The organism is Nitrospirae bacterium CG2_30_53_67 (assembly GCA_001873285.1).
Classification (GTDB): domain Bacteria; phylum CG2-30-53-67; class CG2-30-53-67; order CG2-30-53-67; family CG2-30-53-67; genus CG2-30-53-67.
Window position 1 is genome coordinate 1 of record MNYV01000145.1, and the last position, 14190, is coordinate 14190.

The following is a 14190-nucleotide window of genomic DNA, read 5'->3' on the forward strand; positions in this document are numbered from 1 at the left end:
AGGCTCTGTGAATGACCATGTGAAGAGCCGTGTGCGTAAATAGCGCACGCACGGTTCTGTGAGGGGCCGGGGTCAACGGATGTATGGTTGAGATCTTGTGGCACCGCCGGGAAACCAGGCGGAAACAGAGAAGACAAACATCAACCTACAGCATCTGGAGTAACCGGTCTACTCGACCACTACACAAAGTGCAATGTGTAGGTCTGACCCCAAAGCCACATTGAGAGTTACACCCGCTATGGAAGCGGGATTGACTGACCACGTATGGAAATGGGATGAAATTTTAAATTAGGACACTACCCATTTCTTGGTAATGGGGTATTTTGGAATAATTTGGTATAGTTTGGGTTAAATGTAATTAATATTTAAATAGTAGACTTTGGATTTATTTTATGTTAAATATGAATATATCTTTCTTTAATCAACCCAATGGCAATGATATGCACAAGAACGCTACGTTTCAAATATCCTATGACGGTGAAGCCGTAGAAGATGGGACTATCGATGTCCGTGAATTGGCTCCGTCTTTGCTTGCTTTGGGAGATTTAATTGATGAGACAAACAGGCATATTACGCAGGGCAGAATGGAGGTATCTCTTCGTGTAAGTGCTGACATTGAACGAGGTTCATTTCTCGTCAGATTGGAAATAGCGACAAAGTTTTATGAGAAATTTGTTGAAATCTTCAGCGGCCCTGATGCAACAGCAATAACTACATTTCTTACTCTCTTGGGAATTTCCGGAGCATATGGAATATTCCAGCTTGTTAAAGATAGCAAGGGAGCAAAACCAAAGAATGTAATCAAAATCAGTCAGACCACTAAAGTAAAACTGGAGTTTGATAATATAGAACCGATTGAGGTTGAGAAAGACGTATATGATATATACAATAATTTTAGAGCAAGAAGTGCTATATCGCGTATTGTCAGACCTTTGAAAGATAAGGGTATTGATGTACTCAAATTTATTCATGGTGGTCGAGAGACAATCAAGGTAACAGAAAGTGAAATTGAATGTTTCAGGGTGCCGGAAGAAAGAGAGGGTGAAAGAATCTCGGAATCTGAAATTGTTCTTCGAATCCTAAATTTAGCATTTCAAAAAGGCAATAAATGGAAAGTGACTGATGGTAGCGGGAAATACTTTGTATCTATATCGGACATTATTTTTTTAAAAAAGATTGAAGATAGACAAATATTGTTTGGTAAAAATGATTGTTTGCGTGTAAGATTACAAACACGGCAGTGGTATGAAAATAAAGAACTAAAATCAAGTCATGAAATTATAGAGGTACTTGAACACATACCCGCCTCTGATCCATCACAAATGTCATTATTAGAAGAAAACACAGACGCAGACGACAATGGAGAGCGTTGAGGGTCGAATCTTTCATCTTGACAACTTCTTCTCCTCTACGAGCCATCGGCAAACGGCCAATCAACACCGATGAGTCTAACAATGATATACCGCTCCAGAATATCGCATTCTCAATGGCCGGGTCAAAGTAATAAACCTTCAAACGCAAACCAGATCTGTTTGTCAATTTAAAAGATGTGACCCTCTCGCCCCTCCCCGGCTTTTCCCGTGGTATGACTAAACAACCCAAGCGTGAATGTGTTCACATAACTTTTCGATGAACGTAGCAGCATTCTCCACGTCACTATGAGAAATCGGCCAATAAGTTCCTGGGTAACTTGGGTCCAAATCAGCTTCGTGCGCAATTATATTACGACGTTCAACAATTAAACGAAGATGGATTTTTACATCGTGAACAGACAATCCAAATTTGGAAGCGACTGAAGGCCAAAGTTCGCAGGATGAAAATAGTCGGATGGCATCAGCGATTCTATCAGGGTGCTGGAAGGCAAGGAAACTGTGTTTTTCTCTGATTTCTTGTTCAAACCAAGAGCTATCACCAGGTATCCCTAAGCCTATCATTGCTGAATCTATGGTAACTTGAAAGCGGCGGAAAGAACTTGTAGCTGGTCTTAATCCATTAAAAACTTCAAGCATACCAAGACGCGTAATCTCATGAACGTAATGGTCAAGAGCACTAACAGTCAGTACTATTTGTGAACGCAGAATGTCAGACGCATCGACAATAGGCGTTGTCAACCGAGTGAGTGACATATAAAGCCCCCCGAGGCTACGCACACGCTCAATATTTGACCGGAATTGTTGAATTGCTTTATGCATTGTCAATTATAGTAATAATGCGATCGGCCCCCTCTGAGAATAGTTTGAGAAACCGCTTCATAGATTTTTTTGTTATCTCTAAAACTACTCCTCTTTGCTCAAGCTGTTTATCTGTCAAGTCAAAAATTGGTGCTTTATGCTTCTGTGAAAGAGCAATTAGACTATTGAAATCTGACATTTGGATCAAAGGCTTTGTTGGCTGCACCCCGGCGTTTTTATATATTCTATCAGTAAGAAGCATACCATTTTCTTTTAGAACCGGAACAAGCCTTGTTTTTACACCTATTTCAATTTCATCTATCCATTTTTGAAAGGCTGCAGAAGGCGTCTTCCCACCTCTTAACCGATATTTCTGAATTATAGTACCGAGAAATTTGGGATTTTTATCAGGGTATGGATATGTTGCTTTTTGAAGTACAGATTGTGATTTCGCCTGCCTCGACCAACCGGCCCACTTTGGCAATATAGACGCAAGACTATCCGTCGCCATTACTGAAAAATAATCCGGTGCCATAGGGATAATGAAATAATCACTTGTCATTAACAAGTTCTGGTTTATTGGTCCAAGGCTTGGACTCATATCAATAAGGATAATGTCAGCGTTATATTTTTCAGCGGTAATATTGAATAAATGACGGAGCGATCCTGGCAAATTCTGGAGCGTGACTAAGGAACCCGACAATTCCTGAGCTATACCCAATGTTACTTCGTATTCCGCAAGCCCAATGTGCCCCGGTAGTAAGAGCATATTTGCCTGCCCTTTTATTTTTTCGCATATGACAGGTTCAATAGCTGTCGGCCGAGATTCAAAAGCTGGTGCTAATCCATCGCGAATGTTTCGTATCCCTTTTGCTTTATAAATCGCGTCAAATTCTTCTGATTTCTTGAATCCTAAAACCATTCCCGTGAGGTTACATTGTGGGTCGCAATCAACGATGATAACCTTCTTGCCTTTTCTTGCTAACATCCAACCCAAATTAAAGGTTGATGTGGTTTTGCTTACTCCACCTTTGTGATTAAAGAGTGCAATTTGATTTGTCATGTAATTCTCCAGTGTTTGTTGAAAAAACATTTTATGATTCGCCGAACAGTGATTAGACTGATCCGCATAGCATGTCTACGACTCGTAGAGCGGAACGCCGGTTTCTGATCCATGTCGCACGCCGTTGAAATTGGGGATCGTCGTTCACTTTCTTTTTTGTGCGCTTCTGACCTCAAGGCGTTTGTTATAGAGCCGTTCGGTGAAGCCGCCCTCTTTTAAAAAACGTTCCTCCAACTGTCGAAGCTGCTGATCAAGCAGGTAGTTCGCCTGGTGGATCAGGCAAATCAGTGTGTTGGCTGCCACATCAGGGGCTTCAGCTTCAATATAGGTCCTATAGGTCGCATAGGACCTATTTTGACAATGCGCGAGCTTCCGCACAGTCCGCGCCCTCGGGTGCTCCTTTCCCCAAAGCAACAGTCCTCGCTGGCGCAGAAAGTCCTCGCAGTCAAGCAACAGCTCTTCAAGACTCGCCCGCGCCACGCCCACCAGCTTCAGCTCGGTCTTGCGCGATGTACCCGAGGCCATACTCCCCTCGGCAATGTTCTGCTTGCCGCTCCGCGCCGCTTGCACCATCTGGTCACGGGTACGCGAACCGTGGTCGATGAATCGATTACAAAACGCCACCGCCGCATCATAGATGATCTCCGCCATCTGATACGATTTCAGGTTACGGTAACCGCCATGGGCCTCGATGAGCTTTGCTTTTGGGTTTTGTTTTTTTATATAGGTCATATAAGTCCTATAAGACCTATGAGAATTTTTGGGGGGTCCCCCTCACGGAAGACCCCCCGATGCCCTGAGCCAACCACATCCCCTGAGATCAGGTTATGCGCATTTTGAGTAACCGCAGGCGAGGCATTTCAGACACCCCTCGGACCGTTCCATGCTCCCGGAAGCCCCACAGTCAGGGCAGGTATCGGCAGTGATGGAGAGAAGATCCACCTCGGTGTGTATGCCGTTTTTCCCGTTCTTTTTCATATACCGCCGCTCCAGGATCCGGGCGATGGCGTCGGGGATGGAACGGACCAGACCGTCCTTCTGGAAGATCGGGTGTTCCCCGCCGATCCCCTTGAGCTGTTCCACGATCTTTTCCACCGGAACCCCGTACCGGAGCGAAAGAGACACGAGGCGTCCGATGGCCTCGGTCTTCGCCATGGTGCTTTGTCCCGACTTCCCGATGGTGGCGAAGACCTCGAAGGGCTTCCCATCCAGTTCGTTGACGGTGATATAGAGGGTCCCATGGGCCAGCTTCATCTTGGCCGTGAATCCGTCCAGGATCTCGGGCCTGGGAAGAAACGTTTCTACCGCGGTCCTGGCTCCCGCAATCGGCTGAGCCTTCACTTCTTCCCTGGGCATCACGAGTTCGGCCGGTTCGACAGCGGGCTTGGCCCCGTTGCCGTTTTTCTTGTCATCCTGTTTCAGGTTCAGGACCTGCTCGCCCTTACTCCCGTCCCGGTAGATGGTGACCCCCTTGCATCCGCTCTCATAGGCCCGGAGGTAGACCTCTTCCACATCCTTGATCGTGGCATGATGCGGGAAGTTCACGGTCTTGCTCACGGCATTGTCCGTATATTTCTGGAATGCGGCCTGCATGAGGATGTGGAACGAAGGGGGCACGTCATGCGCGGTCACAAAGATCTCCCGCACATCCTGGGGGATCTCGGTCATCCCCTGGATGCTTCCGGTTCGGGCGATCTTCTCCATCAGTTCATCGGAATAAAATCCGCGGCGCTTGGCCTCCTGCTGAAAGGCGTGATTAACCTCGATCAGCTTGTCATGGTCCATGACATTGCGGTAGTAGGAGAGGGCGAAGATCGGTTCGATTCCCGATGACGTGTTGGCGATGATGGAGAGGGTCCCGGTGGGGGCGATGGTCGTGGTGGTGGCGTTTCGCACCCTCGGCATCCCTTCCCGGTCATAGATGCTCCCCTTGAAGTTGGGAAAGACACCCCGTTTTTCAGCCAGGTCCGCGGAGGCGGCCCGGGCCTCGGTCTGGATGAAGGACATGACTTTTTCCGCGGTCTTGATGGCCGCCTCGGAATTGTAGGGGGTCCGGAGGGCGATCAGCATATCGGCCCATCCCATGACGCCGAGGCCGATCTTCCGGTTTCCCTGCGCCATCTCGGTGATCTTCTTCAGAGGGAATCTGGACATGTCGATGACATTGTCCAGGAAGTTGACCGAGGTCCAGACCACCCTTTTAAGGCGATCATAATCCGCCACGGGCGTCCCATGTTCGGTCTTGACCATCCTGGCCAGGTTGATGGACCCGAGATTGCAGGCCTCGTAGGGGAGAAGGGGCTGCTCACCGCATGGGTTAGTGCACTCGATCTCTCCGAGCTGGGGCGTGGGGTTGTCCCGGTTCAGCCGGTCCAGAAAGACGATCCCCGGATCTCCGCTCTGCCAGGCCAGATTGACGATCTCGTCGAAGATCTTTTTTGCGCTCAGGGTTCCTGTGATCTCTCTGGTGCAGGGGTCGATGAGCTCACAGTCCGACCCGGATTGAACCGCCTTCATGAATGCTTCGGTGATTCCCACAGAGAGGTTGAAATTATTGAGACTCCCATCGTGCTTCTTGGCATGGATGAATTCGAGGATGTCCGGATGGTCCACGCGGAGGATCCCCATGTTGGCCCCGCGGCGGGTCCCTCCCTGTTTGACCTGCTCCGTGGCCGTATTGAAGATCCGCATGAACGAAACGGGCCCTGAGGCGACGCCCCCTGTGGTACCGACCTTGGAGTTCTTCCGCCTTATATTGGAAAACGAAAACCCGGTCCCCCCGCCGGACTTATGAATCAGGGCCGCATGTTTCAGGGAATCAAAGATTCCTTCCATGGAATCATCCACAGGAAGGACAAAACATGCGGAAAGCTGCTGCAGTTCACGGCCTGCATTCATCAGGGTCGGGGAGTTGGGAAGGAACTCCAGTTCGGTCATCAACCGGTAGAAGAGTCTTGCCTTTTCCGGCACGTTGGCCTTCTTGTCATAGATCTTCTCGGGCTCCGCGATGTTCTTGGCCACACGGAGGAACATGTCACGTGGTTCCTCGATCGGTTTCCCCTGATCGTCTTTTTTCAGGTACCTCCGCTCAAGGACCTTGATGGCGTTCGGATAGAGAGTCAGCTTCTCCTCCTTGGCTTTGGGCACGGGGAAGACCAATGGAGGCATGCGTTTGATTCCGTATTTCAGCAGTTTGGCCTCGATCAGTTTCTGCATGACCGCATGCGGAACGGACTTTCCGTTCATCCGGCAGAATTCCTGCTCGATATCCCGGCTGATCATGGCCGCCATCTCCTCGTTGCCATGATTTTCAAGTAGAAGGGCCTGCATGAAGTGGTCGCGGTTCCAGGATAAGACAGGAATCAGATCCAATCCGTCCTGGTTTTGAACTTCTCCGCCCATCCCCATGGCTTCTTTCATAACCATTTCCACCCCCTCAATGACTTCTTATTTATTCCACAGGATCGCCTCAAAATGCACACAGGATATTCACAGCATCTTCACAGAAATCGCATCATGTTGTATATGGCTGACCAATATACTACAATACTTAGTGATGTCAAGAAAAAAGTGGGGTGTGAAAACAGAAAAAATTGGGGCCGGTGAAAGGTCGCCGGTCATGGGTCAGTCAATGGCGGGAGGGGGCGGGAATCGAACCCACCAGGCGGGGTATTAAGCCGCCCCACCGGATTTGAAGTCCGGGCCGGACACCAGCACCGAATCCCCTCCCGTAAAATCAAACTCTAAACTCTAATATCTAAACTCTAAACAAAATCAAAATTCCAAACACAAATGTTCCAAACCATTCTGAACTTTTTGCCTTCTCTACTTTGTTTTTTCCAGGATGGCTCCAAAAATCTTCATAAGCTCGGTGGCTTCCTGAATTAGATAGTGATTTGTTTTCTCAGTTTCTTTATTACAATCGACAAGTTTTAACCAATAACGAGTCTCTTTTGCTTCCTTTCGGCAGATCTTCACCCTCATTATAAAATCTTTTTTACTTAATGACTCATTAGCCTCAATATAATTCGCTCCCACCGACCCTGCCGATCTCACCAATTGTTTTATGACTTCATTATTGGTCAACGTCTTCGGCAATTCATTTACGAACTCAATAGTTCGCCTTGCATAATTCAGAGTCCGTTCCTCTAGATCATATCGTTTTGAATTTTGATTTTCTGTCATTCGATATTGTTTAGAGTTTAGAATTTCGTATTTAGGATTTGAACCCATATCAGTGAGAATATATATTTTCTCAATCATGGGGAATCACCTATGGCTTCTCAGAGACTCCTTATAATACCCGTATTCTTCTTCGAAGTTCGGAGTAAAGACCCCGGTCCCGATGCTCTTTTCGATCTCCTTCATGTTCCAGAACCGGACCTCGGTGATCTCGACGGGATCAAATGCAATCTTTCCGCAGTACCGGCAGAGGTAGGTCCGCACATTCTCGGATTCGACCGGGTTTCTAAGCGGATAGGCGTAAAGAAACGAGAGGTCACGGCCCTCGATCCCCAGTTCCTCTTTCATCTCGCGGCAGACCGCAGTCTCGTAGTCCTCGCCGATATTCAGATGGCCGCCCACGGACGTGTCCCATTTACCGGGCTGGATATCCTTGGCCGGCGAGCGTTTCTGCAGCAGGATCCGTCCTTGTTCGTCGACCAGCAGGACATGGACAACCCGGTGCACGAGGGAGGGGTTCCCATGGCATTCGGACCGGAGGGCCTTGCCGACCACATGGTCCTTCTCATCGACAATTTCTAAATATTCTTCCATCTTACCGCTTCAAGACTTTCAGGAGGCTTTCCAATGTGCGCACGTGGCCCTTTTCAAACTCGACCAGATCTGAGAAGGCCTTCCGTGTTTCCGGATCTTGGGTCATCCGGACCATCTCGGAATAAAAGGCTACGGCGTCCTTTTCAAAATTTGAGGCGAGTTTCACGGCCTGGATCTCGTCATTGAGGTTGAGCGCCGCCTTCTCCGCATCCGGGCCCTCGGGGAAGATTCCTCCCTCCATATAACCCTCGAAATAGCGCTGCACAATCTCTTCAACGGCCGGGTCCGGATACCCCTCGGAATTCGGGTCCGTGATCATGGATTCGATGTCCGAGACATGCTTCTGCTCTTCCTCGGCCATTTTCTCGAAGACCGTACGGGCCTGTTTTCCCGTGACCCGGTCTTTTATCCCATGATAAAACCGGAACCCCTGGCGCTCCAGGGCAACGGCGATCTTCTTGGCTTCATCCGTGTTAAAGGGTTTTCCTTCAAAAACGCTCAAAATATTTTTTTTGTTCATCGGCGGCTGCTCCATAGGTTGATTTTCAAATTAAAAAGGATCTTATCAGAAGCCCCGGATCCGTTTCAAGCAAAATCCCGGAACCATCCTTCTGAATGTCCCCGGTCCTTAGTGGCCCTGTTCGTAAATACTGTGACGCACCGAGAGGGTTGTAGAGCGGTCTCATCAAGGCGCGCGACTGAGGCGTACCCCCTGTGGTACGGCGCAGGGAGCGATACGATGATGAGGCCGCTCTACAACACTCAAATGCCACCGTATTTACGAATAGGGCCACTCAAATCCCGCAGACCCGGCAATAGCCGTTGAACTCCTGGTCCACGGAGACCAGGCTGCCGGGTTTTTGTTTCAAGAGGTTCAGGACCTGGGTCCCCTTGCTCCCGTACCGGTAAATGGTCACGCCTTTGCATTTGAGGGCGTGTGCCATGAGATAGATTTTTTTCACGTCATCGGCCGTGGCCTGTTCGGGCAGGTTCACGGTCTTGGACACGGCATTGTCCGTATAACGCTGAAACGCCGCCTGGATTTTGAGATGATCTTCCGGAGCGATGTCCATGGCGGTCTTGAAGAGGGCCCGGATCCCTTTGGGGACGGAGCGGACGTTCCGGATGCTCCCGATGCCCATGATCTCATCCCTGAGCCGAGGTGTCAGGACCTTTGCTGCCATCTCTTCGAATAGGGGATTGAACTCGATGAGGTCCCGCCCGTCGAGCACGTGCCGGACGAATGAGACCGCGAAGTGCGGCTCGATGCCGCTCGATGTCCCTGCGATGATGCTGATGGTCCCGGTCGGGGCCACGGTAGTGACCGTGGCGTTGCGCAGTGGCGGGAACCCCCTTCCGGGATAAATGCTCCGTGAGAAGTTCGGGAAGGGGCCCCGCTCCCTTGCCAATTGTGCCGACACCTTCCTTGCTTCCGAGGTCACGTAGCGCATGAGTCTCCCGGCAAGGCGGAGCGCAATCTCCGAATCATAGGGGATCCCGAGCCTGATCAGCATATCGGCCCATCCCATCACGCCGAGACCGATCTTCCGGTTCGCGAGGGTCATTCTCTTGATTCTAAAGAAGGGGTATCGGTTGAGGTCAATGATATTGTCAAGGAAACGGACGCCGATCCCGATGATTCTCTTGAGCTTCCTGTAATCAACCCGGCCGTTTTGAACCATATGTGAGAGGTTGATGGATCCCAGATTGCAGCTCTCGTAAGGGTAGAGAGGAAGTTCGCCGCAAGGGTTGGTCCCATCCATCTCCCCAAGGTCAGGGGTCGGGTTCTTCCGGTTCACCTCGTCGACGAAAAGGAGCCCCGGATCGCCGGTCTTCCACGCCATCCGGGCAATGAGGCCGAAGAGGTCAGGCGCATTCTCTTCTCTTTCGATCCTGCCGGTCTTGGGGTTGATGAGGGGGATACTCTTTCCGCTCTTGACCGCCTTCATGAAACGGTCGGTCACGGCCACGGATATATTGAAATTCGTGAATGCTTCCGGGTCCTCCTTGGCTTGGACAAAGGTCCGGATGTCCGGGTGGTCCACGCGGAGGATCCCCATGTTGGCCCCGCGTCTTCTCCCCCCCTGCTTGACCACCTCCGTGGCCTGGTCAAAGACCCGCATGAACGAGACCGGCCCCGAGGCTACCCCTCCGGTGGATTTGACCACACCCCCTTCGGGCCGTAACCTGGAAAAGGAGAAGCCCGTCCCCCCGCCGGACTGGTGGATCACGGCCATCTCCGAGACCGCCTTGAAGATCCCTCGGATTGAATCCGGCACCGGGAGCACAAAACAGGCGGCAAGCTGTCCGAGCCGGGTCCCGGCATTCATCAATGCAGGAGAGTTGGGAAGGAAATCGAGATCGGTCATGACCTCAAAGAAGTCCTGTTCGATCTCAGCCGGGTCTTTTCCTTTACTGTAGAGCCTTCCGGCCGCAGCCACATGACGGGCGACCCGGGCAAACATCTCTTCGGGTGTTTCACAGACCCTGCCTTGAGGATCCCGTTCAAGGTAACGCTGTTTCAGGATGATGCGTGAATTTTCTGAAAGGCTGATCATGGGTGGTTATCTTTTCTCTTTTTTCGAGTCCTTCAGTGCCGTCAGGATCTCCTTCGGGATGCGGACCGGTTTTCCAGTCTTCCCGATGCAGGCCATACTCGTTGCGCCGGCCGCAATGGCCTGATGATCCTCTTCACGGGAGACTCGGTAGCCAAGGTCGAACCGCGCGCCCGACAGCGAAATGCATGCCGTCTCCACCAGGAGGAGGTCTCCATACCTGGCCGGCGAGAGATAGTCCACCTCGGCATGGGTCACCACGAATAGGATGCCCTGATCCATCCATGTGTTCAGGTTCAATCCAAGATCAAGCAGAAACTCGGTCCGGGCCGCCTCGAAGAAGCGGAGGTAGTTGGCATAGTAGACCACGCCGCCCGCGTCCGTGTCCTTGTAATAAATCCTGGTCCTGTACATTTTCGAGCCCTCTTCCCGTCTGAATTCAAAATCATATCAGGAGAGCAGCGGTTTGTAAAGCTGGAAGGGCGCCCGGGGTCTGCGACAAATTTATGGGTACAAATCAGGGTTACATATGTTTGTCATTGTCCGGCCCCCCGATCGGGGGATCGGAGGGCATGCTTGACCGGACAATCCATGGTTCGACAAGCTCACCATGACAATTGTCACCCTGAGCCTGTCGAAGGGTGGATTCCCCGATCGAGTCGGGGAATGACGCTACCAGAGAAATATTTACCCATAAATTTGTCGCACACCCGGGCGCCCCCGAAAACAGCGATAGGACTGTACAGAGATATCATAAGTCCATGCAGTGCAAGTGTTTCACTGATCACCAGGAATTCACCCAAAGCCGCAGAGGAAAGGTCTATTCTGACTATGTTAGGCGGGTCTATCGCTGTTTCGGGGGGGGCGCCCCAAATTCCGAGATAGAAATTCTAAAATTGTACCCTCTTCCTCTTCATTGACAAATCCGCCTCCATATTCTATGATCATCCAGCCATCAAGAAAAAAAGACAGCGCCCATTTTTTCTTGATATTTGGAGATCTCTTGTGTCTGACCTAACGCCGCTGATGCGGCAATACACACAGATCAAATCCCGGTATAAGGACTCGATCCTCTTCTTCCGCATGGGCGACTTCTATGAGATGTTCAATGAGGACGCCAAAGTAGCCTCCCGAGCCCTGCAGATCGCTCTGACCAAGCGGGGGAAATCCGAGGGCATGGACATCCCCCTCTGCGGCATCCCCTACCATGCGGCCGAGTCATACATCGCGAAGCTGATCCGCCAGGGATTCAAGGTGGCCGTATGCGAGCAGGTCGAAGACCCGAGGAAGGCCAAGGGGATCGTAAAAAGGGAGGTGATCCGGGTGGTGACCCCGGGCACGGTCCTGGAGCAGGGGATGCTGGAGGAACGGGAAAATCATTACCTTGCCTCATGGGCGGCGGTGAACGGCGGGGCCGGGCTGTCGTTCCTGGATCTCACGACCGGGGCGTTCCTGCTGACTGAAAAGCGCGGGGAGCACCTTGCGGATTTCGTCCTGGACCGGTTCGGAACCTATGAGCCCAAGGAGCTGATCGTCCCCGAGGAGATCAAGGGGTCCCCTCTGCTGCAGCAGATCCTCCGGGAATATCCCCGGCTTCCGGTACAGTATATGGAAGGGTGGGCCTTTGAGGGATCCGAGGCCTACCGTAAACTGACCCGGCATTTCAATACCACCACTCTTCAGGGATTCGGATGCGAGGAATTCGCCCTGGGTATCGCGGCCGCCGGCGCGCTTCTCCGCTACGCGGAGGAGACCCAGAAAGGGTCGGCGCCGCATATTCTTGGGATCCGTGCCCTCAGAGACGGCGACCGGATGTTCCTGGATGTCTCCACCATCAAGAATCTTGAACTGGTCCGAAGTAACCTGGACGGGGGAAAACGGGGCGCCCTTCTCGGGGTCCTGGACCGGACCCGGACGGCCATGGGCGGCCGGACGCTCAGGAACTTTCTGCTCAGCCCCCTGCTCGATCCCCAAGAGATCCGGAAACGTCAGGATGCCGTTGCCGAGCTTTTTGAGAACCCGCAGGCACTAAATGACCTGAGGGACCAGATGAAAGAGGTCCATGACATGGAACGCCTGATCGGGCGGGCCACACTCGGAGTGGCCAATGCCCGGGACCTTCTCGCCCTCGCGTCATCGCTCAGCCCCCTTCCTGTAATCAGGGCGATGATGGGCCGCCTGGAGAGCCCGCTCCTTGCGGAACTGCATGGAGAGATCGATGACCTGCAGGACCTCTTCCGCCTGATTCAGGAGGCCATCCACGACGACCCGCCTAACACCATACGGGAGGGGAGGGTGATCCGGGACGGTTACTCCGGGGAACTCGACGAACTCCGGAACATCGGGAGGGAGGGGAAAAACTGGATCGCCCGGCTGGAAAACCAGGAGCGGGCACGGAGCGGGATCAACAATCTCAAGGTTCGGTACAACAAGGTCTTCGGCTACTACATTGAAATAACCAAGTCCAATCTGAGCGAGGTGCCCGAAGATTATATCCGCAAACAGACGCTGGTCAATGCCGAACGCTTCATCACTCCCGAACTCAAGGAGTACGAGGCCAAGGTCCTCGGGGCCGAGGAGAGGATCATCGAATTGGAGATGGAGCTCTTTGCGCGGGTGAGGGAGAGCGTATCAAAGGAGGCCCCGCGCGTACAGAAAACGGCCGGCGCCCTTGCTATCCTGGATGCCCTCAGTTCCCTGGCCGAGGCCGCTCGAGAGAACCGCTATGTCCGCCCTGAAATTACAGGGGAGACAGGGATCGTGATCCGGGACGGGAGGCATCCGGTGATCGAGGCCATGGAAGGCGCGGACCCCTTTGTCCCCAACGATACGGTCATGGATACCGAGAGTCAGAGGCTTCTGATCATCACCGGCCCCAACATGGCCGGGAAATCCACCTACATGCGGCAGGTGGCATTGATCGTGCTCATGGCCCAGATGGGAGGATTCGTCCCGGCAGGAGAGGCCAGGATCGGGATCGTGGACCGGATCTTTACGAGGGTCGGGGCCTCGGATGCGCTGGTGCGCGGGCAGAGCACCTTCATGGTGGAGATGAACGAGACCGCCAACATCCTTCACAACGCGACCGGCCGGAGCCTGATCATCCTCGATGAGATCGGCCGGGGGACCAGCACCTTCGACGGGATCAGCATCGCCTGGGCCGTGGCTGAATTCATCCATGACCGGATCCGGGCTCGAACCCTCTTTGCCACCCATTACCACGAACTGACCGAACTGGCCATGACCCTCAATGGGGTCAGGAACTATAACATTGCAGTCAAGGAGTGGAACGATCAGGTTATCTTTCTGCGGAAGATCGTGGATGGGGGAGCGGACAAGAGCTACGGGATACAGGTGGCCAGGCTTGCCGGCCTTCCACCCGGTGTGATCGAGAGGTCCCGTGAGGTGCTCGCCAATCTGGAGAAGAGCGAACTCGACGAGACCGGAGAACCCGTGATCGCCCACTCCGAAAACAAGGAGAAAGCGCTGCATCAGCCCGACCTGTTTGCGGCCCGCCCGCACCCGGTCATACAGGAGATCAAGGAACTGGATCTTCAGACCATGACGCCCCTTCAGGCCTTGAATCTGTTGGCGGAGCTGAAGAAAAAGCTGGAGAAAGATTGAG

Annotated in this window: 11 protein-coding genes and 1 tRNA gene; 2 read left to right on the top strand and 10 right to left on the bottom strand. The window is 52.2% G+C overall.

Annotated elements, in window-relative coordinates; genetic code table 11:
- The first annotated feature begins 392 nt into the window (after positions 1–392).
- Complete coding sequence (locus AUK29_09130; GenBank protein OIP62109.1) at positions 393–1373, top strand: hypothetical protein; 981 nt, start codon at positions 393–395, stop codon at positions 1371–1373.
- A gap of 216 nt (positions 1374–1589) precedes the next feature.
- On the opposite strand, the gene AUK29_09135 is transcribed toward AUK29_09130, so the two are convergent.
- The 10 genes from AUK29_09135 to AUK29_09180 all read right to left on the bottom strand — a co-directional run bounded on the left by AUK29_09135 (position 1590) and on the right by AUK29_09180 (position 10979).
- On the bottom strand, positions 1590–2192 hold the full coding sequence (locus AUK29_09135; GenBank protein ID OIP62110.1) for a hypothetical protein: 603 nt from the start codon (positions 2190–2192) through the stop codon (positions 1590–1592).
- Positions 2185–3234 carry a hypothetical protein gene (locus tag AUK29_09140; GenBank protein OIP62111.1) on the bottom strand — a complete coding sequence of 350 codons (1050 nt, stop codon included), beginning with the start codon at positions 3232–3234 and terminating at the stop codon, positions 2185–2187. Before AUK29_09140 ends, AUK29_09135 begins: the two co-directional genes overlap by 8 nt.
- A 144-nt stretch (positions 3235–3378) precedes the next feature.
- Positions 3379–3966, bottom strand: coding sequence for a four helix bundle protein (locus AUK29_09145; protein OIP62112.1), 588 nt, complete (start codon positions 3964–3966; stop codon positions 3379–3381).
- 93 nt (positions 3967–4059) lie between these two features.
- Positions 4060–6402, bottom strand: coding sequence for a ribonucleoside-diphosphate reductase, adenosylcobalamin-dependent (locus AUK29_09150; protein OIP62118.1), 2343 nt, complete (start codon positions 6400–6402; stop codon positions 4060–4062).
- 464 nt (positions 6403–6866) lie between these two features.
- Positions 6867–6963 (bottom strand) — tRNA-Sec (locus AUK29_09155).
- 96 nt (positions 6964–7059) lie between these two features.
- A complete protein-coding gene (locus AUK29_09160; protein OIP62119.1) occupies positions 7060–7419 on the bottom strand; it encodes a four helix bundle protein in 360 nt (119 codons plus the stop codon).
- Positions 7420–7503: 84 nt separating this feature from the next.
- Positions 7504–8010: an NUDIX hydrolase gene (locus AUK29_09165; GenBank protein ID OIP62113.1), complete on the bottom strand. Its 507-nt coding sequence runs from the start codon at positions 8008–8010 to the stop codon at positions 7504–7506.
- A 1-nt stretch (position 8011) separates the two neighbouring features.
- A complete protein-coding gene (locus AUK29_09170) occupies positions 8012–8530 on the bottom strand; it encodes a hypothetical protein (GenBank protein ID OIP62114.1) in 519 nt (172 codons plus the stop codon).
- 274 nt (positions 8531–8804) lie between these two features.
- Positions 8805–10568, bottom strand: a complete 1764-nt coding sequence (locus AUK29_09175; protein ID OIP62115.1) for a ribonucleoside-diphosphate reductase, adenosylcobalamin-dependent — start codon at positions 10566–10568, stop codon at positions 8805–8807.
- A gap of 6 nt (positions 10569–10574) precedes the next feature.
- The gene (locus tag AUK29_09180) at positions 10575–10979 is read right to left on the bottom strand and encodes a hypothetical protein (protein ID OIP62116.1); all 405 of its coding nucleotides are present in this window, start codon (positions 10977–10979) and stop codon (positions 10575–10577) included.
- Positions 10980–11570: 591 nt separating this feature from the next.
- Between AUK29_09180 and AUK29_09185 the strand changes: the two genes are divergently transcribed.
- Positions 11571–14189 carry a DNA mismatch repair protein MutS gene (locus tag AUK29_09185; protein ID OIP62117.1) on the top strand — a complete coding sequence of 873 codons (2619 nt, stop codon included), beginning with the start codon at positions 11571–11573 and terminating at the stop codon, positions 14187–14189.
- Position 14190: the final 1 nt, after the last annotated feature.

Coding starts and splice junctions, on each gene's coding strand:
- AUK29_09165 (OIP62113.1), bottom strand. CDS start 8,010: ATGGAAGAATATTTAGAAATTGTCGATGAGAAGGACCATGTGGTCGGC.
- AUK29_09170 (OIP62114.1), bottom strand. CDS start 8,530: ATGAACAAAAAAAATATTTTGAGCGTTTTTGAAGGAAAACCCTTTAAC.
- AUK29_09140 (OIP62111.1), bottom strand. CDS start 3,234: ATGACAAATCAAATTGCACTCTTTAATCACAAAGGTGGAGTAAGCAAA.
- AUK29_09180 (OIP62116.1), bottom strand. CDS start 10,979: ATGTACAGGACCAGGATTTATTACAAGGACACGGACGCGGGCGGCGTG.
- AUK29_09130 (OIP62109.1), top strand. CDS start 393: ATGTTAAATATGAATATATCTTTCTTTAATCAACCCAATGGCAATGAT.
- AUK29_09145 (OIP62112.1), bottom strand. CDS start 3,966: ATGACCTATATAAAAAAACAAAACCCAAAAGCAAAGCTCATCGAGGCC.
- AUK29_09175 (OIP62115.1), bottom strand. CDS start 10,568: ATGATCAGCCTTTCAGAAAATTCACGCATCATCCTGAAACAGCGTTAC.
- AUK29_09135 (OIP62110.1), bottom strand. CDS start 2,192: ATGCATAAAGCAATTCAACAATTCCGGTCAAATATTGAGCGTGTGCGT.
- AUK29_09160 (OIP62119.1), bottom strand. CDS start 7,419: ATGACAGAAAATCAAAATTCAAAACGATATGATCTAGAGGAACGGACT.
- AUK29_09150 (OIP62118.1), bottom strand. CDS start 6,402: ATGCCTCCATTGGTCTTCCCCGTGCCCAAAGCCAAGGAGGAGAAGCTG.